This window comes from Vibrio sp. RM-41-2B, from assembly GCF_024744415.1.
Taxonomy (GTDB): domain Bacteria; phylum Pseudomonadota; class Gammaproteobacteria; order Enterobacterales; family Vibrionaceae; genus Vibrio; species Vibrio diabolicus.
Genome location: NZ_JAMQWD010000017.1, coordinates 60,055 through 82,844, shown reverse-complemented (window position 1 = coordinate 82,844; position 22,790 = coordinate 60,055). Strand labels below are relative to the sequence as shown.

Sequence of the window (22,790 nt, the reverse complement as noted above, 5' to 3'; positions counted from 1 at the left end):
ATGCCGCTATTAACGACACCGCCTTCCTCACGACTGAAAGTACTTTACAACCCGAAGGCCTTCTTCATACACGCGGCATGGCTGCATCAGGCTTGCGCCCATTGTGCAATATTCCCCACTGCTGCCTCCCGTAGGAGTCTGGACCGTGTCTCAGTTCCAGTGTGGCTGATCATCCTCTCAGACCAGCTAGGGATCGTCGCCTTGGTGAGCCCTTACCTCACCAACTAGCTAATCCCACCTAGGCATATCCTGACGCGAGAGGCCCGAAGGTCCCCCTCTTTGGCCCGTAGGCATCATGCGGTATTAGCCATCGTTTCCAATGGTTATCCCCCACATCAGGGCAATTTCCTAGGCATTACTCACCCGTCCGCCGCTCGACGCCGTTATCGTTCCCCGAAGGTTCAGATAACTCGTTTCCGCTCGACTTGCATGTGTTAGGCCTGCCGCCAGCGTTCAATCTGAGCCATGATCAAACTCTTCAATTTAAGATTTTGTTTCGGCTCAATGAATACTGAACATTACATAAAGTAATGTTTGAATTGACTGTGCTGAATCCGAAGATTCAATGGTCACTTCGTTTCATTGAAACCTAATTTGAAGCCGAAGCTTCTAATTGGATTATCATCAACGAGTGCCCACACAGATTGATAGGTCTATATTGTTAAAGAGCTTTCCTGTTGAGCTTTGCTCAAAACAGGACGGCCATTTTAGCGAGTTAAAGTTTAGTGTCAATCACTTTTTCAAACTTTCTTCAAGCGTTTCCGCTTGGCTAATTTGGCTTGCTAACCTCGACTTCGTTTCTTTCGAAGCGTTGCCGTGTCAGCGAGGTGGCATTATAGAGATTGCGATCACATTGGCAAGCCCTTTTTCACGTTTTTTTTGATTTTTTTATCGTTCGGATAAATTTGCATCAAAAGCGGTCAAAAGAGCACGTTATTTCTACAGTTCTCTGAATTTATCTGCGAAAAGAGCCACTTTTTCCCAATTGGTGTACTCCACCTCTTTGGTCGTATCGGTTTCGCCACCCGTCATCGACATAATGAACCTAATCATAGTTCTGTCGAACCAGCTGTAACGTGGGTAATAAAGTGCACCAGCAAAAACACCGATTAGCGTTGGTTTCCAAGGCGACTTAATTAGGAACTTGCGAATGTAGGCACTACCTTCAGGTGTATCCTTTCCTTGGTCCTCTTTACGAGCGGTTAGGTTTACGCAGAAAAATGCCACTTTATTTTGCTCCAATTGATTGAGGTTTCGCTCAATAAACTGGTATAGCTTTTTATTAAGATGGCCATAGCGAATAGAGGCGCCTATCAACACTCTGTCGTATTGGCTGAAGTCAATCGTCTCGACATTATGTAAATCCACCAGCTCACAATCGAAGTCTGGAAGTTGTTCATCTATATAGTGAAGAATTTTTTTAGTCTGCCCTTCGCGGGAAGAGTATAGAAATAATGCTTTTGCCACGATTTCCCCTTAGCTACGCCAAAACGTCGGCGTAAGTAGAATAAGTAAGGTAAAGATTTCCAAACGACCAAACAGCATAGAAACTATCAATACCCATTTTGCTTTGTCGTTAACATCACCAAAGTGAAGCGCCACTTCTCCCAAGCCAGGACCGAGGTTGTTCAGAGTCGCAGCCACCGCAGAGAATGCACTGAGCTCGTCCATCCCTGTAGCAATCAAGCCCAACATACAAACCACAAATACCAATGCGTACGCGGAGAAGAAACCCCAAACCGCATCGACAACACGTTGCGGTAGGGCACTGCCACCTACTTTGATGGTGTAAACCGCGCGTGGATGGACTAAACGTTTTAGTTCACGCGCACCTTGTAAGGTAAGAAGCAGGATACGGATCACTTTCATGCCGCCGCCTGTTGAACCAGCACAACCACCTATAAAAGAGGAGAACAATAGCAGTACAGGTAAGAAGAGCGGCCAATCCGCAAAACCTGTCGTCGTAAAGCCCGCAGTTGTCGAAATTGACACGGTTTGGAAAAGTGCCTGATCGAAAGCATCGTATGTCGATGTGTAAGAGTGATGTTTCAGTAATAATAGAAAGCAAATGACAAATAGCAGCACTTGAATAAACAAGAAGGCGCGAAACTCAGGATCTTTCCAGTAATACTTGGGATGTACGCCACCTGATGCAAATGCAGCAAAGTGCAGCGTGTAGTTACATGCAGATATAAGCAGAAAAACCACCGTAATCAGGTTAATCGCGTAACTATCAAAGTATCCGATGCTGGCATCGTGGGTAGAAAAGCCACCAATGGCAATGGTGGAAAAGCTGTGACTGATGGCGTCAAATGGCGTCATACCAGCTAACCAAAAAGCCGATGCACAGGCGATAGTCAGGCTCAAATAGATGTACCAAAGCGCCTTAGCAGTTTCTGCTATGCGCGGCGTCACTTTAGTGTCCTTGACTGGACCAGGGATCTCGGCGCGGTAAAGCTGCATACCACCAATGCCAAGTACTGGCAAAATCGCCACCGCTAATACGATGATTCCCATACCGCCGAACCACTGCAGTAACTGTCGATAGAATAGAATCGCTTTAGGTAACTCATCCAAACCAACAATAACGGTCGCCCCGGTCGTAGTGAGAGCAGAAAACGATTCAAAAAACGCATCTGTGACTGAGACGTTCGGGTTGTCAGCAATGAGAAAGGGGATCGAGCCTGCACTGCCAAGTACTGTCCAGAATAAGACGACAATAAGAAAGCCATCTCGAGCTTTAAGCTCGTGCTTATACCTGCGGTTTGGGTACCAACAAACGGCCCCACAAAACAGCAGAACAAAAAATGTCGTGACAAAAGGCACACCTGCACCATCTCGATAGATCAGCGCAACGAGTGCTGGCGCAAGCATAGTGACACTAAAGAGTGCGAGCAGTAGCCCGACGATTCGAATAATTGAACGAAATTGCATGGATAAATTGACTAGCGAAGCTGTCCCTGTTGCTTCCTGTTTTTCATTATTGTCCGTCTAGCGGAGTGACAATTGCCTTTGCCCCGCTTTTATTGATGATTGCTTGGGTAAACGCGCTCACTTCTCGAAGCTCAATTTCCACCACTAATACGACCTGATCGCTGTATTCAGCCTCGACTTCTATCGCACCAAATTGCGGCATGATTGACTGTGCGATCGGCATAAACCCATAGTCTAACGTTAGTCTGAGCTTTGTGGTTATTTTTTTCTCAATAGTTTGAAGCAGCTTGAGCGCTTGTTGTACCCCGCCCCCATACGCTTTAACCAAGCCGCCTGTACCTAACTTGATTCCACCAGAGTATCGCGTGACCACTGCCGTGATCTCCCCCACCCCAGATCCAGACAGCTGCGCCAGGATCGGTTTGCCTGCAGTTCCGGACGGCTCCCCATCATCACTAAAGCCCCATTTCATTGAATCTTCCGGGCGACCAGCAACAAAGCCCCAACAGTTATGTCTAGCATCAGCGTGTTTAGCTTTGATTTGATCAACAAATGCTTTTGCAGCTTCGATACTTGGCGTGTGCGCCAAATAAGTAATGAATACGCTCTTTTTAATTTCTTCTTCAAATTGAGCAGGCTCTGCTGGAATCAGATAAGGCTTGTCATTCATAGGATTATGGATTCAGGTCTATTTGCCTGAAGTCTATCACGAGTGTGATTTACCCGTCGCATAAGATCTGCCACAGCGCACAATGTTAAACACTTGTTTAAAAAATGTATTGAAATTAGACAATCCACGATCCAAACTAACTTTACTGGTCAAACCAGAACAAAAATAAAACGACTTCCTCGATACCTATTTGCCGAGGTACACGGCGTCGTTGAAATAGGTATACAGACAATCCACGATTGTATGTCATGGAGATAGACAATGATTTACCAAGCCGAAACCCTACAGGTAAAGGAAATACAAGATGGTATTGCAGAGCTAAGCTTCTGCTCTCCAAAATCCGTCAACAAACTCGACCTAGCGACATTGGAATCGCTAGATAAAGCTCTTGATGCGCTCATTGCCCATCAAGGCCTCAAGGGGTTGTTGCTCACTTCAGATAAAGACGCATTCATTGTAGGCGCAGACATTACCGAGTTTTTAGGTCTGTTTGCTAAAACGGATGCCGAGCTCGACCAATGGCTGCAATTTGCTAACAGCATCTTTAACAAATTAGAAGACTTACCCGTTCCGACCATCTCGGTGATCAAAGGCCACGCTCTTGGTGGCGGTTGTGAATGTGTGCTAGCAACAGACATGCGTATTGGTGACAAAACCACCAGCATCGGTCTACCAGAGACAAAATTAGGCATCATGCCGGGCTTTGGTGGTTGTGTACGTCTGCCACGTGTTATTGGCGCCGACAGCGCAATGGAAGTGATCACTCAAGGTAAAGCGTGTCGTGCGGATGAAGCGTTAAAGATTGGTCTTCTTGATGCAGTTGTTGATAGCGACGCACTTTACGAGTCAGCATTCAAGACACTGACCTCGGCAATCAACGAGAAGTTGGACTGGCAAGCTCGTCGCAAGCAAAAGACATCGCCTCTAACGCTAAGTAAGCTTGAATCAATGATGAGCTTCACCATGGCGAAGGGTCTGGTGGCACAAAAAGCGGGTCCTCACTACCCAGCTCCAATGACAGCCGTTATTACTATTGAAGAAGGCGCTCGCTTCGCTCGTAACGAAGCACTCGACATTGAACGTAAGCACTTCGTAAAACTGGCTAAGTCTGAAGAAGCAAAATCACTGGTTGGTTTGTTCCTTAACGACCAATACATTAAAGGGCTTGCTAAAAAATCAGCTAAGTCAGCGAGTAAAGACACGCAACGTGCGGCTGTGCTTGGTGCGGGCATTATGGGCGGCGGCATCGCCTACCAATCTGCATTAAAAGGCGTACCGGTGTTAATGAAAGACATCGCGCAACCTTCACTCGATTTAGGCATGACTGAAGCATCTAAGCTGCTAAATAAACGCTTATCTCGTGGTCGCATTGATGGCTTTAAGATGGCTGGTATTTTAGCGTCTATCACACCGAGCCTACATTACGCAGGCATCGAAGAATCAGACGTGATTGTTGAAGCCGTAGTAGAAAACCCGAAAGTAAAAGCAGCAGTTTTGAGTGAAGTGGAATCACATGTCGGTGACGATACCGTTATCACCTCAAACACCTCGACGATTCCAATCAATCTATTAGCGAAATCGCTAAAACGCCCAGAAAACTTCTGTGGCATGCACTTCTTCAACCCAGTGCATCGCATGCCTCTTGTTGAGATCATCCGTGGTGAGCACACCTCTGATGAAACCATCAATCGTGTTGTGGCGTATGCTGCGAAAATGGGCAAATCACCAATTGTCGTCAATGACTGCCCAGGGTTCTTCGTTAACCGCGTATTGTTCCCATACTTTGGCGGCTTCAGCATGCTACTTCGTGATGGTGCTGACTTTACGAAAATCGACAAAGTCATGGAGCGTAAGTTTGGCTGGCCGATGGGACCGGCGTACTTGCTTGACGTAGTCGGCATTGATACCGCGCACCACGCACAAGCTGTGATGGCAGAGGGTTTCCCTGAGCGTATGGGTAAACAAGGTCGTGATGCGATTGATGCACTATTCGAAGCAGACAAATATGGTCAGAAGAATGGTAATGGCTTCTACAGCTACACCATAGATAAAAAAGGTAAGCCGAAGAAAACCTTCTCTGAAGAGATCTTGCCGGTGCTCGCTGACGTTTGTGCCGATAAGCAGGACTTTGACGATGAGACCATCATTCAACGTATGATGATTCCAATGATCAACGAAGTTGTGCTGTGCCTTCAAGAAGGCATCATCGCTACTCCGCAGGAAGCAGACATGGCATTGGTTTATGGTCTTGGTTTCCCTCCATTCCGCGGTGGCGTATTCCGCTATCTAGACAGCGTGGGTATTGCTGAATACGTTGAAATGGCAAAACAACACGCCGAGCTAGGTGCGATGTACCAAGTACCGCAAATGCTGATTGATATGGCGGCGAAAGGTGAAAGCTTTTACGGTGCACAACAGCAAGGTTCTATCTAAGGAGGGATTCTAAAATGACTAATCAAACAAGAAATGTTGTCGTAGTCGATTGTCTACGTACTCCAATGGGTCGCTCTAAAGGTGGTGCTTTCCGTCATACACGAGCAGAAGATCTATCTGCGCGTCTAATGAAAGGCATTCTTGCACGTAACCCACAAGTGAACCCAAGCGAGATTGAAGACATCTACTGGGGTTGTGTACAGCAAACACTAGAGCAAGGCTTTAACGTTGCACGTAATGCCGCGCTACTCGCGGGCCTGCCGATTGAAATTGGCGCTGTGACGGTTAACCGTTTGTGTGGCTCATCCATGCAAGCGCTGCATGACGGTACACGTGCGATCATGACTGGCGATGCTGGAATCTGCCTAATTGGTGGCGTTGAGCACATGGGGCATGTGCCGATGAACCACGGGGTAGACTTTCACCCTGGTATGTCAAAGAACGTAGCAAAAGCTGCGGGCATGATGGGCTTAACGGCTGAAATGCTTGGTAAATTACATGGCATTAGCCGTGAGCAACAAGACGAGTTTGCCGCGCGCTCTCACGCTCGTGCGCACGCAGCAACCGTAGAGGGTCGCTTTAAAAACGAAATCCTACCAATTGAAGGCCATGCGGCTGACGGTACACTGTTTACTCTCGACTATGATGAAGTGATTCGCCCTGAAACATCCGTTGAAGGTCTATCTCAACTTCGCCCAGTGTTCGACCCTGCAAACGGTACAGTAACAGCCGGTACATCATCGGCGCTGTCCGATGGTGCATCAGCGATGTTGATCATGAGTGAAGAGAAAGCCAATGAGCTTGGCTTGAAGATTCGTGCACGTATTAAAGGCATGGCCATTGCGGGCTGCGATCCTTCTATTATGGGTTACGGTCCTGTACCGGCGACGAAAAAAGCGCTCAAGCGTGCCGGTCTTTCAATTGAAGACATGGATGTGGTTGAGCTAAACGAAGCATTTGCAGCGCAGTCTCTGCCGTGTGCTAAAGACTTAGGCCTGCTTGATGTGATGGATGAGAAGGTCAACCTTAACGGTGGTGCGATAGCATTGGGTCATCCACTAGGCTGTTCTGGTTCACGCATCTCAACAACGTTGATCAACCTAATGGAAGCGAAAGATGCGAAATATGGTCTAGCCACCATGTGTATCGGTTTGGGTCAGGGTATAGCGACCGTATTTGAGAGGCCTTAACGCTTGGGGTGAAGTAGGCTCAAAACGACGATGGTCGTAGTGATCTACTCAACAACCAGCATGAAATGAATAAATACTAAAATAATTTAGTATTACACTTAAGGGCGACATCAGATGTCGCCCTTTGTTTTACGCCAAACACAGTAAATATGCATACGAAGCATACATGAAATGAGTAACTTTCATTTTATTCATAGATAGAGAAGACATAGACTTATAGACAGTTAATATCTTGCTGTATGTGGCAACTGAGTCACGCTAACGCAATTTCGGAGAACCTTATGTTTAATGCTCTAGTTCTAAATCAAGAAGACAAACGTACTATCGCTAACATCGAGCAAATCGATGAAACACAACTGCCTGAAGGCGACGTTCTGATTGACGTTGATTACTCATCGTTAAACTACAAAGACGGTCTTGCGATCACAGGTAAAGGTAAAATCATCCGTAACTTCCCGATGGTGCCAGGTATTGACCTAGCAGGTACGGTAGTAAGCTCAGAAGACGACCGTTACCAAGCAGGTGACAAAGTTGTCCTTACTGGCTGGGGCGTGGGTGAAAACCACTGGGGTGGTATGTCTCAGCGTGCTCGTCTAAAAGCGGATTGGCTAGTACCACTACCAAAAGGTCTAGACAGCAAGAAAGCAATGATGGTTGGTACTGCTGGCTTCACTGGTATGCTGTGTGTTCAAGCACTGCTTGATGCAGGCATCAAACCTGAAGATGGCGAAATCCTAGTAACTGGCGCAAGTGGCGGTGTAGGCTCAGTCGCAGTAACGCTTCTAGCACAGCTTGGCTACAAAGTTGCTGCAGTGACAGGCCGTGTAGAGAAAAATGGCCCGCTACTTGAAAAACTAGGTGCTAGCCGCATCATCGACCGTACTGAATTTGAAGAACCAGCACGTCCACTTGAAAAGCAAGTATGGGCAGGTGCGGTTGATACTGTAGGCAGCAAAGTACTAGCAAAAGTATTGGCGCAAATGGATTACAACAGTGCAGTTGCAGCTTGTGGTCTTGCAGGTGGTTTTGATCTACCAACTACAGTGATGCCGTTCATCCTACGTAACGTTCGTCTACAAGGTGTGGACTCAGTAATGTGTCCAACAGAGAAACGCATCGCAGCATGGGAAAAACTGGTTGAACTACTACCAGACAGCTATTTCGAGCAAGCGTGTACTGAAGTAGAACTAGCAGAAGCACCAAAATACGCAGAAGACATCACCAACGGTCAAGTAACAGGTCGTATGGTTATCAAGCTATAAACACTGACTCAGCGTAAACAAACGAAGAGCCGGCATTGCTGGCTCTTTTTGTTAGCAGTTTAGTCCCATATCTTCGATACGCTTAGCTATTAGACGGCTACATTCTTCACGCACAATCGTTCTTAACCATTCTTGAGCAGGAGAATGCTCGCAACGCGCATGCCAAATCATCGAATACTCAAATGGAGTAAATTGGAATGGTAATGGTTTCACCACCAAGTCATAACGCTCGGCAACCAGATATGCCAAGTCCGCTGGCACTGTGATGATAATTGGCAAGGTATCCATGATCGCCAATGCGGCTTCTAAATGATAAGCCCGCAGAACCATTTTACGCTTAGGTTTCTCCATCAAAGCTTGTTCGATCAGTGCCTTAACACCATCACTGATGGCGATCATGGCATGTGGATGACTCAGATAATCATCCAAGCTCATTTCTTTATCCGCTAATGGATGCTGTTTTGAAAGCATACACAGCACCCCCACTCGCCCTAACACTTCACTGCGTAGCGGCTCCACCGGACCTGTCGGGCGACAAATAGCTAAGTCTGCACCTTCATAAATGAGCTGATCTGATAAACGGTCGTGTTGCAGTGGTAAGAAGTTGAACGACACGTTTGGCGCTTCTTGGTAAATTCTCGGCAAAGCGAACGGTAAGATCGTTTGCATGGCATAGTCGGTGGTCACGATGTTGAAAGTCTGTACGCATTGCAATGGGTCAAACTCAACCGGAGATAACAACTGACGTAAAGACTCTAATGGCTCGCCTAATGAGCGATCGATCTCTAACGCTTTCTGAGTTGGGATCAAATGCTGCCCCTGACGAGTAAACAGCAGGTCTCCCAATAAGTCACGCAGACGACCAAGCACACGACTCATTGCCGATTGACTCAAATTCAGACGTGTTGCCGCCTTACTGACACTGTTTTCTTCTATCAGTACTCGCAACGCAACCAGTAAATTTAAATCTCGGCGATAGATGTCTTCCAGTTCCACGAATTAGCCACTTATTTTGTATGTGTTTGGGTAAATTGTACTCTTCAGGCAAAAAAAATCCCGCCTTTCAGCGGGGAAGCCCAAGAAAAATGGGGATAGTGTCGGAATGAAGTGTCGGTAAAAATAGGTGAGCGTTATTAAAGTATTCTGATCGAAGCAAAAAGCGCTAATTTTCTTGCTCAGATGCACCTGACCATTTGCGCATCTCGATCCAAATCCCAATAATAGTGGCAACCATGCCTACAAGAGGCATCAAAGAGGTGTCAGCTGGCGTTCTGAGTACCAAAGCACAAAACGAGATAAAACAAAGTACGGAGTAAATCGTAAGTCTGTCTAACGCTGTTAACATTGCCTCTCCCTCGCCAGTTGTTGCCAAATTGTTAATTTAAGGTAAAACAAAAATTTCCGTTTGCCAAGTGGTTATTGAATATTTTTTCAACGAACGTAGAATTCACCGCTAAGTTAGTTACGAGAATCACACTATGAGCTTTAATCCTGAACTGGCAACAAAGACATTAGAGGCGGAAGGACTGCGCTGCCCAGAGCCAGTGATGATGGTCAGGAAGACAATTCGCAACATGCAAGATGGTGAGATTTTGCTGGTCAAAGCAGATGACCCATCCACGACTCGAGACATTCCGAGTTTCTGCCGTTTTATGGATCACCAATTAATTGCAGCACAAACGGAGCAAGTTCCGTATCAGTACCTGATCAAGAAAGGATTGGAATAATCTGGTCGAATTAAAAACGGCAGCCGATTGGCTGCCGTTTGTTTATTCATCGTATTCGAGTGTGCGAACTTCTGATTGGAGCTTGTTGAGTTGTTTTTTCATTGCCCGCATCTCTTCATGCATAGGAATGATGTGGGCTACGCGAATCCACGCCTCTACTGTTAATCCAGTAAGAGCGAACGATCCTGCCACAATCGGCAACCACATATCAGTCAGTACCATCGCTAACAAGCACAGCGCCAAACCAAAGGTGAATAAATAACTCTGACTCTTTGGGGTCATCCCCATGTAACGTGTAAGCATAAACTTGCCCTCTCGCTATCATTCACACCATTAAACTACCATGACAAGTATGACACTAATATGTCATCCGTCACGCTACGGAGCGATTTTAAGTAAGAGTTTGAGCTACGCCACTAATTCGCTAGTTATTGATTATTTGCATCATTTTAACGATTGTTCGCGGATAACATTTTCCATTTTCAGGCTGCGTTATCCGCCTAAAAACATTAAAAGAAGGCCGCACCAATCGCCAACAACACGAACAAAATAGCGGTGACTTTACGAATCAACCCCAAGGGCATCTTGTCTGCTGAAAGCTTACCAATTAACACCACAGGCACGTTAGCCAACAGCATACCAATGGTCGTGCCAAGTATGACCCAACTCAGCGCATCCGCGTACTGCGCGCCTAGGATAGAAGTAGCGATCTGAGTTTTATCACCAATCTCAGCCACAAAGAAAGCAATAAAGCTGGCAATGAAAGGACCTCGGTTTGAAATCTGTTCGTCATCATCCAACTTATCAGGAATCAACACCCAAGCCGCCATCGCGACAAAACTGACCACCAGCACCCACTTTAAAATATCAGGTGATAAATAGTCAGCAACAACCACACCTAGCCATGCAGCCAAAGCGTGGTTGGCAATGGTTGCCAAAAAGATTGCTGCAATAATTGGGATTGGTTTGCGGTAACGACTTGCGAGTAATAGAGATAGCAATTGGGTCTTATCGCCAATTTCTGCTAACGCTACAGTTGTAATTGAAATAGCTAAAACGCTCACGACATGCTCATTGGGGCAGGGATTATTATATTTAACCAAAGACAAACCTCACGCCCCTACCCCGGTTCGTGATGATTTGTCTAAGGTCTTGCTAAACTTGAAAGGCTTCAAGTCTCGAACGCCATGGTGATTTTGCACCAATTATGTTGACGGACGAACCAGATGAAACAGAAACTTCATCAGGTAAGCTACTCCCCAAAGACAGGCGCAATTCTAGCCACCTTTGTTGCGCTTCTCAAGAGCCAAAGCAGGCAAAAACTCCCTTTTAAGAAAAATACAGCAGATAACGCGGTAAAAATTCATTAAAGGAGAAAATCGCCCACGAATTAATCAAGATTAGCTCTACTCCCATGCTCAATATCTGGTTATACTAGATTGTTAATTTATTCAACCGTAATTACTCTTTATCGCCGTTGTTAGAGTTGAAAAACTCGGCATAGATGACGAATTAACGAGTAACAAGAGAATCGCGCGAACCTGACTTATGCAAAAATACGATATCAAAACCTTCCAGGGAATGATCCTCGCGCTGCAGGATTATTGGGCTCAAAATGGTTGTACCATTGTTCAACCGCTAGATATGGAAGTGGGTGCGGGTACCTCTCACCCAATGACCTGTCTACGAGCGCTTGGCCCAGAGCCAATGTCGACAGCTTACGTACAACCTTCACGTCGTCCTACTGATGGCCGTTACGGTGAAAACCCTAACCGTCTTCAGCACTACTACCAATTCCAAGTAGCGCTAAAACCATCGCCTGACAATATTCAAGAGTTGTACCTTGGCTCCCTTGAAGTTCTTGGTATTGACCCTCTTGTACACGACATCCGTTTCGTAGAAGACAACTGGGAAAACCCAACACTAGGCGCATGGGGTCTAGGCTGGGAAGTTTGGCTAAACGGTATGGAAGTGACTCAGTTTACTTACTTCCAACAAGTTGGCGGCCTTGAGTGTAAACCAGTCACTGGCGAAATCACTTACGGTATCGAGCGTCTAGCAATGTACATCCAAGAAGTAGACTCGGTTTACGACCTAGTTTGGAACATCGCGCCAGACGGCAACAAGGTGACTTACGGTGATATCTTCCACCAAAACGAAGTAGAGCAATCGACTTACAACTTCGAGCACGCAGACGTTGAATTCCTATTTGGTTTCTTCGAGCAGTGTGAGAAAGAGTGTAAAGAGTTGCTTGAGCTTGAAAAGCCACTGCCATTACCTGCTTACGAGCGTATCCTAAAAGCAGGTCACGCATTCAACCTACTAGACGCGCGTAAAGCGATCTCAGTAACTGAGCGTCAGCGTTACATCCTGCGCATTCGCGATCTGACTAAGTCAGTAGCAGAAGCATACTACGCATCGCGTGAAGCTCTTGGCTTCCCAATGTGTAAGAAAGAACAAGCGTAAGGGGTAGAGAACATGGCAAAAGAATTTCTAATCGAGCTAGGTACAGAAGAGCTACCACCAACGCAACTTCGTACGCTAGCTGAAGCATTCGCAGCAAACTTCGAAGCAGAACTAAAAAGCGCTGAGCTTGCTCACGAAGGCGTGAAATGGTTTGCGGCTCCTCGTCGTCTTGCACTTAAAGTCGCGGCACTAGCAGAAAGCCAGTCTGACAAAGTGGTTGAAAAGCGTGGCCCTGCGGTTTCTGCAGCGTTTGACGCGGAAGGCAACCCAACCAAAGCGGCTCAAGGCTGGGCACGCGGTTGTGGTATTTCTGTTGACCAAGCAGAGCGCATGGTTACAGATAAAGGTGAATGGCTACTGTTCAAACAAGAAGTGAAAGGTCAGCCAACGTCTGAGATCGTCGTTGAAATTGCAGCGAAAGCACTAGCAAACCTACCTATCGCAAAACCAATGCGCTGGGGTAACAAAACGACTCAATTTATCCGTCCAGTTAAGACGCTAACCATGCTGATGGGCTGCGACCTAATCGAAGGCGAGATCCTTGGTGTCGCTTCTGACCGCACTATCCGTGGTCACCGCTTCATGGGTGAACAAGAGTTCACTATCGATTCTGCTCAGCAATACCCTGCAATCCTAGAAGAGCGCGGTAAAGTTATGGCAGATTACGAAGCACGTAAAGCCATCATCCTAGCTGACGCACAAAAAGCGGCAGCAGAAGTTGGCGGTATCGCTGATCTAGAAGATGACCTAGTAGAAGAAGTCACGTCTCTGGTTGAATGGCCAGTAGTACTTACAGCGAAGTTCGAAGAAGAGTTCCTAAAAGTGCCTTCTGAAGCGTTGGTTTACACCATGAAAGGTGACCAAAAATACTTCCCTGTTTACGACGAAAACAAGAAGCTACTACCTAACTTCATCTTCGTATCGAACATCGAATCAAAAGAGCCTCGTTACGTAATCGAAGGTAACGAGAAAGTGGTTCGTCCTCGTCTTGCTGACGCAGAGTTCTTCTTCAACACAGACCGTAAGCGTCCGCTTATCGACCGTCTGCCTGAACTAGAACAAGCGATCTTCCAAAAGCAACTGGGTACGATCAAAGACAAAACAGACCGCATCACAGAACTTGCTGGCTACATTGCAGAGCAAATCGGTGCTGACGTTGAGAAATCAAAGCGTGCTGGTCTACTAGCAAAATGTGACCTAATGACCTCAATGGTATTCGAATTCACGGATACTCAAGGTGTTATGGGTATGCACTACGCTCGCCACGACGGTGAAGCAGAAGAAGTTGCAGTCGCACTGAACGAGCAATACATGCCTCGTTTCGCGGGTGATGAACTGCCATCTAACGGCGTTTCAACTGCAGTTGCAATGGCAGACAAGCTAGACACTATCGTAGGTATCTTCGGTATTGGTCAAGCACCTAAAGGTTCTGACCCATTCGCACTACGCCGCGCATCTCTAGGTGTACTGCGTATCATCGTTGAATACGGCTACAACCTAGATCTTGTTGACCTAGTAGCGAAAGCGAAGTCACTGTTTGGCGACCGCCTAACCAACGACAACGTTGAACAAGACGTGATTGAGTTCATGCTTGGTCGTTTCCGTGCTTGGTACCAAGACGAAGGCTTCAGCGTAGACATCATTCAAGCGGTACTGGCTCGTCGTCCGACTAAACCAGCAGACTTTGACCAACGTGTTAAAGCGGTTTCTCACTTCCGTGAACTGGAAGCGGCAGAGTCTCTAGCAGCAGCGAACAAACGTGTTGGTAATATCCTAGCGAAATTCGACGGCGAACTAGCAGAAGAAATTGACCTAGCATTGCTACAAGAAGACGCAGAGAAAGCACTAGCAGAAAGCGTTGAAGTCATGACTGAAGCACTAGAGCCTGCATTTGCGACCGGTAACTACCAAGAAGCCCTAAGCAAGCTAGCAGATCTACGTGAGCCAGTGGATGCGTTCTTCGATAACGTAATGGTAATGGCAGACGACGAAGCACTTAAGAAGAACCGTCTGACATTGCTGAACAACCTGCGTAACCTGTTCTTACAGGTCGCAGATATCTCTGTCCTTCAAAAGTAATTCATTACTGATTCAGAAGTGATTAAGAGATAAGTAAAGGGAAGCGTCGGCTTCCCTTTTTTGTTGTCTTTAAACGGAGATAATCGGTTCTTATTATTCATTTTGTGAACAAGGCAAAAATTTGTAGGGTGAGACACGTTTAACTTGTTGGTGCAGAGCTCGGATTGTAGAGGCTCAGTTTTGCTATAACTGGACTGTTTATTCGGGGGAAGGACACAATGAAAAAAACAATTCTCGCACTCTCTATTGGACTATTGAGCGCCTGCAGCCAGATTCCAGAAAATGCCATCGTATTAAGCGTTGGTGATGACACCGCAGTTTTTGAGGAAAACTCACAAGGCTTACTTGTCGCCGAGCAAAAACTCGAAAAAGGCAGCTACACCTTTACCATTGCCGACAGTAATCAAAGCTGTGGAAGTAGCTTTGCTTTGGCAGAAGAAAGCCGCATCAAATTCAATCGTCCATTAAAAATGGATAATTGCGCCACAGATGCCCAAATGCCGCTGCGCATCTTCAAAGCCAACACCTATCAATTTACGCTCAACCCAACCACTAACGAGCTAACTGTTAGGCTCAAACCCAAACAGAATCAAGATATTACCTACTCTTGCCCTGTCGCAACCGATACGCCAAAAACCATCAACGTTGCCCAAACCTTCAGTGATGGCACTGTCGTTCGCGATGCCTTAACCGGACAAGAAACTATAGTTACAAATGGCAGCGTCACCATGCAGCCGGGCCCTATGAGCCAAGGTCTATTGCTGCTAGAAGAGGTTGAGCAGCAAGCCGAAATACCTTTCAGTTGGGACAACGCGACGGTGTACTTCGTCATGACTGACCGCTTCTATAACGGCAACCCAGACAACGACAACAGCTACGGTCGCAGCAAAGACGGAAAATATGAGATTGGTACCTTCCACGGTGGTGACTTAGCGGGTCTAACGAAAAAACTCGATTACATCGAATCACTTGGTGTCAATGCTATCTGGATAACCTCACCACTGGAACAAATCCACGGCTGGGTTGGCGGCGGCGATAAAGGCGACTTTAAGCACTACGGCTACCACGGCTACTACCACCAAGATTGGACTAAGCTTGATGCCAACATGGGTACCGAAGATGAACTCAGAACCTTCGTCGATACTGCCCACAAGAAAGGCATCCGCGTGATTTGGGATGTGGTCATGAACCACACGGGCTACGCAACATTAGCAGACATGCAGGAATTCGGATTTGGTCAGCTTTACCTTGATGACCAAGAAGCCAAAGAACTCCTTGGTGAAAAATGGACCGACTGGCAGCCAAAATCAGGACAAAGCTGGCACAGCTTCAACGACTACATCAAATACGGTGATAGCGAAGCGTGGGATAAATGGTGGGGCAAAGATTGGATTCGTACCGACATCGGCGAGTACGATGCGCCGGGATACAACGACATCACCATGTCTTTAAACTACCTACCGGATCTCAAAACCGAATCGACTCAGAAAACCGGCTTACCGAACTTCTTCCGCAATAAAGACACTAATGCGCAAGATAAGCTGAAAACTCCACGTGAGCATCTGATTACCTGGTTATCCGACTGGGTACGCGACTACGGCATTGATGGTTTCCGTGTCGACACTGCTAAGCACGTTGAAATGGATGCGTGGGCAGAGCTGAAAGCCAGCACCACTCAAGCGCTTGCCCAGTGGAAGCAAAACAACCCAGACAAAGCCTTGGATGATCTACCTTTCTGGATGACGGGTGAAGTATGGGCACACAGCGTGGTGAAAAGCCCGTATTTCGATAACGGCTTCGATTCCATCATCAACTTCGAGTTCCAATCTGATGTAGCACCAAAAGCGCTGAAATGCTTTGCTCAACTCGATAGCGATTATCGCCGCTACGCGGAACGTATTAACTCCGATCCTGAGTTCAACGTGTTGAGTTACCTGTCTTCGCACGATACTCAACTGTTTTGGTCAGCGCGCAGCCGCAGCTTTGATGACCAAGCACGTGCCGCAAATGCACTGATGCTGGCTCCCGGTGCAGTACAGATCTATTACGGTGATGAGATAGCTCGTGATTTTGGCATTACTGGTTCAGACGCCCACCAAGGCACACGCTCAGATATGCCATGGGATAAGATTCATGGCGAGCGTGAAGATCTGCTGCAACATTGGCAAAAGTTGGGTGAATTCCGTAAACGCCACCCAGCGGTTGCTCAAGGTAAGCACATCACTCGCAATCAAGAAGGTTACTACGCGTTCGAACGCCAATACCAAGACGACAAAGTACTGATTGTTTACACCGGTGAGTAAATCACACTCTCTCCACCAGCAAGGGAAGCATAAGCTTCCCTTTTTTATTGTTATTTTTGCCCTTTTGTCTCGTTCCTCTGGTCTTATGACGCACTTTTTTCTTTTTCGGCTTAATTCACACTTTGCGTTAATTACACATTGAGGTAAGGTCAAGGATTACTCGATAAGCCGATAAAACATCGGCATAAACATACACAAAGCAATCACAATGAATTAGGTATAAGTCAGCATGCAGTTCTCAAAGTTTGGTGAAAAATTTAATCAGTATTCAGGTATTACGCAGTTAATGGACGATTTGAATGATGGTCTGCGCACACCAGGTGCCATCATGCTCGGTGGAGGTAATCCTGCCGCCATTCCTGCCATGCTCGATTACTTTCACCAAGCCAGTGAGGAAATGCTCGCCAGTGGCGAACTCGTCGCCGCACTCGCCAACTACGATGGGCCGCAGGGTAAAGATGCGTTCGTGAAAGCGCTGGCTCAGTTATTCCGTGAAACTTACGGTTGGGAGATTTCAGAGAAGAACATCAGCCTAACTAACGGCAGCCAAAGTGGCTTCTTCTACTTGTTCAACTTACTCGCAGGTAAACAGCCAGACGGTTCGCATAAGAAGGTGCTACTGCCTATCGCGCCTGAGTACATCGGCTATGGTGATGCTGGCATTGATGAAGATATTTTTGTCTCTTACCACCCAGAAATCGAGCTGTTAGATAACGGATTGTTTAAATACCACGTCGATTTTGAACAGCTAACCGTCGACGATTCTGTTGCGGCAATCTGCGCATCTCGCCCAACCAACCCAACGGGTAACGTACTGACAGACGAAGAAGTGCGTAAACTGGACAAACTCGCACGTGAAAACAACATCCCACTGATCATCGATAACGCCTACGGCTTGCCGTTCCCGAACATCATCTTTGAAGATGTCGAACCATTCTGGAATGAAAACACCATCTTGTGCATGAGCCTATCCAAACTTGGCTTGCCTGGCGTGCGTTGCGGGATTGTGATTGCGAGTGAAGAAATCACTCAAGCGTTAACCAATATGAACGGCATCATCAGCCTAGCACCAGGCAGTGTGGGTCCAGCGCTGGCAAACCACATCATCGCTAAAGGCGACCTGCTTAAACTGAGTTCAGAGGTGATTAAGCCGTTTTACAAGCAGAAGTCGCAACGTGCGGTTGAACTGCTACAACAGGCGATTACCGATGAGCGCTTCCGTATCCACAAACCTGAAGGGGCGATCTTCTTGTGGTTATGGTTTGATGAGTTGCCAATTACGACAATGGAGTTGTACCAACGCTTGAAAGCGCGTGGTGTATTGATTGTTCCGGGTGAGTACTTCTTTATTGGCCAGAAAGACGAATGGGACCACGCTCATCAGTGCTTACGCATGAACTACGTTCAAGACGATGAGATGATGCAGAAAGGTATCGCGATTATCGCGGAAGAAGTCGAAAAGGCTTACCAACAAGGTCAGTAAAGCAAACTCCCACATCAAAGACACAAATTAAAAAGAGCGCCAACTGGCGCTCTTTCTCACTCTATAAGCAAATTACTTGCTGATTAGTTGCTTTCTAGCAGGTTGTTGCCACCGATAGCAATTTTACGTGGTTGCATTGCTTCTGGAATTTCACGAACTAAATCAATGTGTAATAGGCCGTTTTCCATTGATGCGCCAGTCACTTTTACATAATCCGCTAGCTGGAATTTACGTTCAAAGTCGCGCTCAGCAATGCCTTGGTACACGTAATTTTTGCCTTCTTCTGCTTTGCGTTCGCCCTTCACAATCAACATGTTTTCGTTTTGAGTCAGATCGAGTTGGTCTTCAGAGAAGCCAGCAACTGCCATAGTAATACGGTAGTTATGCTCGTCTTTTTGCTCAATGTTGTACGGAGGGTAACCGCCAGAAGTATTTTTCGCTGTATTCGCTTCCATCAGGTTTAGCAGACGATCAAAGCCAATTGCATTACGGTATAGTGGTGAGAAATCTACGTTACGCATAAATCTATCCTCTTAATTAAGCAATAGTCTTAGCTCAGATGACGTTCATCTCACAGGCGTGTTTATGCAAAAACCAACGCCGAGCTAAGAGATTCTTATCATTCCGCAGGCCATCATTTGGCTCGGAGACATGATAGGAAATCTAAAGGTTTAAGTTGTGTGCTAAAACGCCATATCCTCTTTTGAGCGATCTCGTTTTAGCGATTCCAGAGGGCTGTCTTCTAGTCTCTAGCAAGCCAGTCATCCTCTTCACAACTAGATATAAGATCGTCAAAAATGACTTTCAAGGGAAAAAATAAAAAATTTTAAGTGCGCTCGCTATTTCCCCAGAAAGGTCAGTTTACCCTCGCTTTGCAATCGGTATTAAAAAGCCCACCTTTCTGGTGGGCTCAATCTGCACTCTACTTGCGGGAGGATTTACGAGCTTTTACAACGCTCTTTTCTGCCGCTTTTTCCTGTTTTAACTTACGCTTTTCTTTCAGACTCAACTGTGGTTGTTTCTTGTCTTTCTTACTCATGACTTCACCTCTATTTATTGACACAACAGACAGCCACACAGCATTTTCTGCGCTGGTGGCTGCGATTGATGAACAATTTCAGTAATCACAAAGCAGCGTCGCTGATTAAAAATTTCTATTTCGAACGCATCATTTTTAGCTCGCCCTAATAAACGGGATCCCAAATAAGAATCGACCGCGAGCATACCTGTCATCGGTTGGCTCTTGTGCGAGTTGACTAACGTCATGCGATATTGATAAGCACGCTCAACATCCACTAAGCGAACCGTGTCCCCAACCGCAATACGAGCTCGGTTACGGCAATGGGCTTGTTGCTCGTAAGTTTCAAAGAGCGACAACAATCTTAGTGGTGATTGATAGGTTAAAAAGCGACTGGTTAACCACCAAGTTCGCAGCGCCAAACAGTACGCCGAGAACCAGCGTTCAAACATGATTATTTCCTTCTTAATGCCTTGTCTTACAAATAAATTCAGTGCATTGAACCGGAAGTGCATCACCTCCGGCTTAGTTCAGGAAAGTCATCACCATTTTCTCAACCTCCTTATTCATCAGCTCTTCAGCACTATAGCGAGCAGAAAAAAGAAAGCAAAAGTGCCCAAGCGAACAAAATGGCGAGAAAAAAAGAAAACAGAAATAAAATGGCAAGCTTGATCAGGTTATTGGCAGTTAGCACCAGAAAAACCAAAGTCTTGGCAGAAAGTGGCGATTTTCATTGGTGGTTAAAACAAAAAAAGCAGCGATTTCTCGCTGCTTTTTACTATCACGAACAGTGTCGTTATACGTCTAGGTTCGCTACTTTCAGTGCGTTCTCTTCGATGAAGTTACGACGAGGTTCTACTTGGTCACCCATCAGTGTTGTGAACAATTGGTCTGCGCCTACCGCATCCTCAATCGTTACTTGCATCATGCGACGCGTTTCTGGGTCCATAGTCGTTTCCCACAGCTGATCTGGGTTCATCTCACCTAGACCTTTGTAACGCTGACGACTCAGACCACGCATTGACTCTTTAACCAACCAATCAAGCGCTTCTGCAAAGCTTGCTACTGGCATCGTACGCTCACCACGTTTGATGTACGCGCCTTCTTCCAGAAGCCCATCCAGTGCTTCTGATAGATCAGCCAATTTGCCGTACTCTTTCGAGTTTAGGAAATCGATGCTAATTGCATGCTCGTGCGTCACACCGTGAGTACGAACCACGATCTTAGGCAAGTTTAAGCCTAGTTCTTCGTGCTGTTCAACTTCGTAGCTGTATTGGCTCGCACCCACTTCTTTCGCATTCAGCTGCTCAATAAGCTGCTTCGTCCACGCTTCAACAACTGATGCGTCATGGCATTGCTCAGGAGTTAGACGAGGAGTGTAAATCAGCTCGTTTACCAAAGCACTTGGGTAACGACGGCTCATACGTTCCGCCAGTTTAATACCCGCATTGTACTGTTGAACAAGCTTCTCTAGTGCTTCACCAGCCAGTGCAGGTGCTTCTGCGTTTACGTGTAGCGATGCATTATCCAGAGCCAATGATACTTGGTATTGGTTCATCGCTTCTTCGTCTTTGATGTACTGCTCTTGTTTGCCTTTTTTCACTTTGTAAAGTGGTGGCTGAGCGATGTACACGTAACCACGCTCGATAAGCTCTGGCATTTGACGGTAGAAGAAGGTCAATAGTAGCGTACGGATGTGCGAACCATCGACATCGGCATCGGTCATGATGATGATGTTGTGGTAACGCAGCTTGTCCGGGTTGTACTCGTCACGACCGATACCACAACCAAGTGCAGTGATCAGAGTGGCCACTTCTTGCGAAGACAGCATCTTGTCGAAACGTGCTTTTTCTACGTTAAGAATTTTACCTTTTAGCGGTAGGATTGCTTGGTTCTTACGGTTACGGCCTTGTTTTGCGGAGCCGCCTGCCGAATCACCCTCCACTATGTATAGTTCAGAGAGTGCCGGATCTTTTTCCTGACAGTCTGCAAGTTTACCTGGAAGGCCAGCTAGGTCTAGTGCTCCTTTACGGCGCGTCATTTCACGAGCTTTACGCGCAGCTTCACGTGCACGTGCTGCATCGATGATTTTCGAACAAACCATCTTCGCTTCTGTCGGGTTCTCAATCAGGAACTCAGACAGTTTTTCACCCATTGCAGACTCAACAGCTGATTTCACTTCAGAAGAAACCAGTTTGTCTTTTGTTTGGCTTGAGAACTTAGGATCAGGCACTTTCACCGAAACAACCGCAGTTAGACCTTCACGCGCATCGTCGCCTGAAGTCGCGGTTTTCGCTTTCTTAGAGAAACCTTCTTTATCCATAAAGCTGTTCAATGTACGTGTTAACGCAGCACGGAAACCAGCAAGGTGAGTACCACCATCACGCTGTGGGATATTGTTGGTAAAACAGAAGATATTCTCTTGGAAACCATCGTTCCATTGCATCGCCACTTCAACTGAAATGCCGTCTTCACGCTCTGAGTTAAAGTGGAAGATTTTTTCGATGATTGGCGTTTTGTTGGTGTTTAGGTGATCAACGAACGCTTGAATACCACCTTCATACATGAAGTGATCGTGTTTGTCCGCTTCACGCTCATCAACCAATTTGATCGATACACCAGAGTTCAGGAATGACAGTTCACGCAGGCGTTTCGCCAGAATGTCATAGTGGAACTCAGTGTTAGAGAAGGTCTCGGCACTTGGCCAGAAACGAATTTGCGTACCGGTTTTATCCGTATCACCCACAACGGCTAGTGGCGCTTGAGGCTCACCATGGCGGTAGGTTTGCGTATGGATATGGCCACCACGATGAATCGTCAGCTCAACTTTCTCAGATAGCGCGTTTACCACTGAAACACCTACCCCGTGAAGACCACCCGATACTTTGTATGAGTTATCGTCGAACTTACCACCCGCGTGAAGTACCGTCATGATTACTTCTGCTGCAGAGACATTTTCCTCTGAGTGGATTTCTGTTGGAATGCCACGACCATCATCGCTAACGGAAACCGAGTTATCCTCATGAATTGTCACAACGATGTCTTTACAGTGACCTGCCAACGCTTCATCAATTGAGTTATCCACCACCTCGAAAACCATGTGGTGAAGGCCGGTGCCGTCGTCCGTATCGCCGATGTACATTCCTGGACGCTTACGTACCGCATCCAGACCCTTCAGTACCTTAATACTCGATGAATCGTAATTTTCAGACATGAGTTTCTCTC

General features: G+C 46.6%; 19 protein-coding genes and 1 rRNA gene. 9 read left to right on the top strand and 11 right to left on the bottom strand.

Annotation, left to right across the window (positions count from 1 at the left end):
- From NB463_RS12960 to NB463_RS12945, 4 genes are all read right to left on the bottom strand, one after another.
- A 16S ribosomal RNA gene (locus tag NB463_RS12960) occupies window positions 1-485 on the bottom strand; the annotation flags it as partial.
- A gap of 454 nt (window positions 486-939) precedes the next feature.
- Window positions 940-1,467: a menaquinone-dependent protoporphyrinogen IX dehydrogenase gene (gene hemG / locus NB463_RS12955; protein ID WP_005378894.1), complete on the bottom strand. Its 528-nt coding sequence runs from the start codon at window positions 1,465-1,467 to the stop codon at window positions 940-942.
- Between the two features lie 9 nt (window positions 1,468-1,476).
- A complete protein-coding gene (locus NB463_RS12950) occupies window positions 1,477-2,934 on the bottom strand; it encodes a TrkH family potassium uptake protein (RefSeq protein ID WP_006743175.1) in 1,458 nt (485 codons plus the stop codon).
- A gap of 46 nt (window positions 2,935-2,980) precedes the next feature.
- A complete protein-coding gene (locus NB463_RS12945) occupies window positions 2,981-3,604 on the bottom strand; it encodes a YigZ family protein (protein ID WP_005378891.1) in 624 nt (207 codons plus the stop codon).
- Window positions 3,605-3,865: 261 nt separating this feature from the next.
- On the opposite strand from NB463_RS12945, the gene fadB reads away from it, so the two are divergent.
- The 3 genes from fadB (at window position 3,866) to acuI (ending at window position 8,489) form a co-directional block, all read left to right on the top strand.
- Entirely contained in the window at window positions 3,866-6,037 is a 2,172-nt protein-coding gene (gene fadB / locus NB463_RS12940) for a fatty acid oxidation complex subunit alpha FadB (protein WP_258431340.1), read from the top strand.
- A 14-nt stretch (window positions 6,038-6,051) separates the two neighbouring features.
- Window positions 6,052-7,227, top strand: a complete 1,176-nt coding sequence (gene fadA / locus NB463_RS12935) for an acetyl-CoA C-acyltransferase FadA (RefSeq protein WP_258431339.1) — start codon at window positions 6,052-6,054, stop codon at window positions 7,225-7,227.
- 281 nt (window positions 7,228-7,508) lie between these two features.
- Complete coding sequence (acuI, locus tag NB463_RS12930) at window positions 7,509-8,489, top strand: acrylyl-CoA reductase (NADPH) (RefSeq protein WP_257082916.1); 981 nt, start codon at window positions 7,509-7,511, stop codon at window positions 8,487-8,489.
- A gap of 51 nt (window positions 8,490-8,540) precedes the next feature.
- On the opposite strand, the gene NB463_RS12925 is transcribed toward acuI, so the two are convergent.
- Together NB463_RS12925 and NB463_RS12920 are read right to left on the bottom strand one after the other, a co-directional pair.
- The gene (locus NB463_RS12925; protein ID WP_258431338.1) at window positions 8,541-9,485 is read right to left on the bottom strand and encodes a LysR family transcriptional regulator; all 945 of its coding nucleotides are present in this window, start codon (window positions 9,483-9,485) and stop codon (window positions 8,541-8,543) included.
- Window positions 9,486-9,651: 166 nt separating this feature from the next.
- A complete protein-coding gene (locus NB463_RS12920; RefSeq protein ID WP_005394131.1) occupies window positions 9,652-9,834 on the bottom strand; it encodes a hypothetical protein in 183 nt (60 codons plus the stop codon).
- Between the two features lie 133 nt (window positions 9,835-9,967).
- Between NB463_RS12920 and tusA the strand changes: the two genes are divergently transcribed.
- Entirely contained in the window at window positions 9,968-10,216 is a 249-nt protein-coding gene (gene tusA / locus NB463_RS12915) for a sulfurtransferase TusA (protein WP_005394130.1), read from the top strand.
- A 42-nt stretch (window positions 10,217-10,258) separates the two neighbouring features.
- On the opposite strand, the gene NB463_RS12910 is transcribed toward tusA, so the two are convergent.
- The gene (locus tag NB463_RS12910; protein ID WP_258431337.1) at window positions 10,259-10,519 is read right to left on the bottom strand and encodes a hypothetical protein; all 261 of its coding nucleotides are present in this window, start codon (window positions 10,517-10,519) and stop codon (window positions 10,259-10,261) included.
- Between the two features lie 206 nt (window positions 10,520-10,725).
- Window positions 10,726-11,280: a TMEM165/GDT1 family protein gene (locus tag NB463_RS12905; protein WP_012841256.1), complete on the bottom strand. Its 555-nt coding sequence runs from the start codon at window positions 11,278-11,280 to the stop codon at window positions 10,726-10,728.
- 162 nt (window positions 11,281-11,442) lie between these two features.
- On the opposite strand from NB463_RS12905, the gene NB463_RS12900 reads away from it, so the two are divergent.
- The 5 genes from NB463_RS12900 to NB463_RS12880 all read left to right on the top strand — a co-directional run bounded on the left by NB463_RS12900 (window position 11,443) and on the right by NB463_RS12880 (window position 18,547).
- Window positions 11,443-11,586 (top strand): hypothetical protein, encoded by a 144-nt coding sequence (locus NB463_RS12900; RefSeq protein WP_012841258.1) that lies wholly within the window; start codon window positions 11,443-11,445, stop codon window positions 11,584-11,586.
- A gap of 178 nt (window positions 11,587-11,764) precedes the next feature.
- Window positions 11,765-12,682 (top strand): glycine--tRNA ligase subunit alpha, encoded by a 918-nt coding sequence (gene glyQ, locus NB463_RS12895; protein ID WP_047010271.1) that lies wholly within the window; start codon window positions 11,765-11,767, stop codon window positions 12,680-12,682.
- Between the two features lie 12 nt (window positions 12,683-12,694).
- Entirely contained in the window at window positions 12,695-14,761 is a 2,067-nt protein-coding gene (gene glyS, locus NB463_RS12890) for a glycine--tRNA ligase subunit beta (protein WP_258431336.1), read from the top strand.
- A 218-nt stretch (window positions 14,762-14,979) separates the two neighbouring features.
- On the top strand, window positions 14,980-17,064 hold the full coding sequence (locus tag NB463_RS12885; RefSeq protein WP_258431335.1) for an alpha-amylase: 2,085 nt from the start codon (window positions 14,980-14,982) through the stop codon (window positions 17,062-17,064).
- Between the two features lie 229 nt (window positions 17,065-17,293).
- Entirely contained in the window at window positions 17,294-18,547 is a 1,254-nt protein-coding gene (locus NB463_RS12880; protein ID WP_257082913.1) for a valine--pyruvate transaminase, read from the top strand.
- An 83-nt stretch (window positions 18,548-18,630) separates the two neighbouring features.
- Here NB463_RS12880 and NB463_RS12875 read toward each other — a convergent pair whose 3' ends face one another.
- The 3 genes from NB463_RS12875 to gyrB all read right to left on the bottom strand — a co-directional run bounded on the left by NB463_RS12875 (window position 18,631) and on the right by gyrB (window position 22,779).
- Window positions 18,631-19,068 carry an Hsp20 family protein gene (locus NB463_RS12875; RefSeq protein WP_005458680.1) on the bottom strand — a complete coding sequence of 146 codons (438 nt, stop codon included), beginning with the start codon at window positions 19,066-19,068 and terminating at the stop codon, window positions 18,631-18,633.
- Between the two features lie 532 nt (window positions 19,069-19,600).
- On the bottom strand, window positions 19,601-20,017 hold the full coding sequence (locus tag NB463_RS12870; RefSeq protein WP_012841260.1) for a GreA/GreB family elongation factor: 417 nt from the start codon (window positions 20,015-20,017) through the stop codon (window positions 19,601-19,603).
- A 344-nt stretch (window positions 20,018-20,361) separates the two neighbouring features.
- Window positions 20,362-22,779, bottom strand: coding sequence for a DNA topoisomerase (ATP-hydrolyzing) subunit B (gene gyrB / locus NB463_RS12865; RefSeq protein ID WP_005394109.1), 2,418 nt, complete (start codon window positions 22,777-22,779; stop codon window positions 20,362-20,364).
- Window positions 22,780-22,790: the final 11 nt, after the last annotated feature.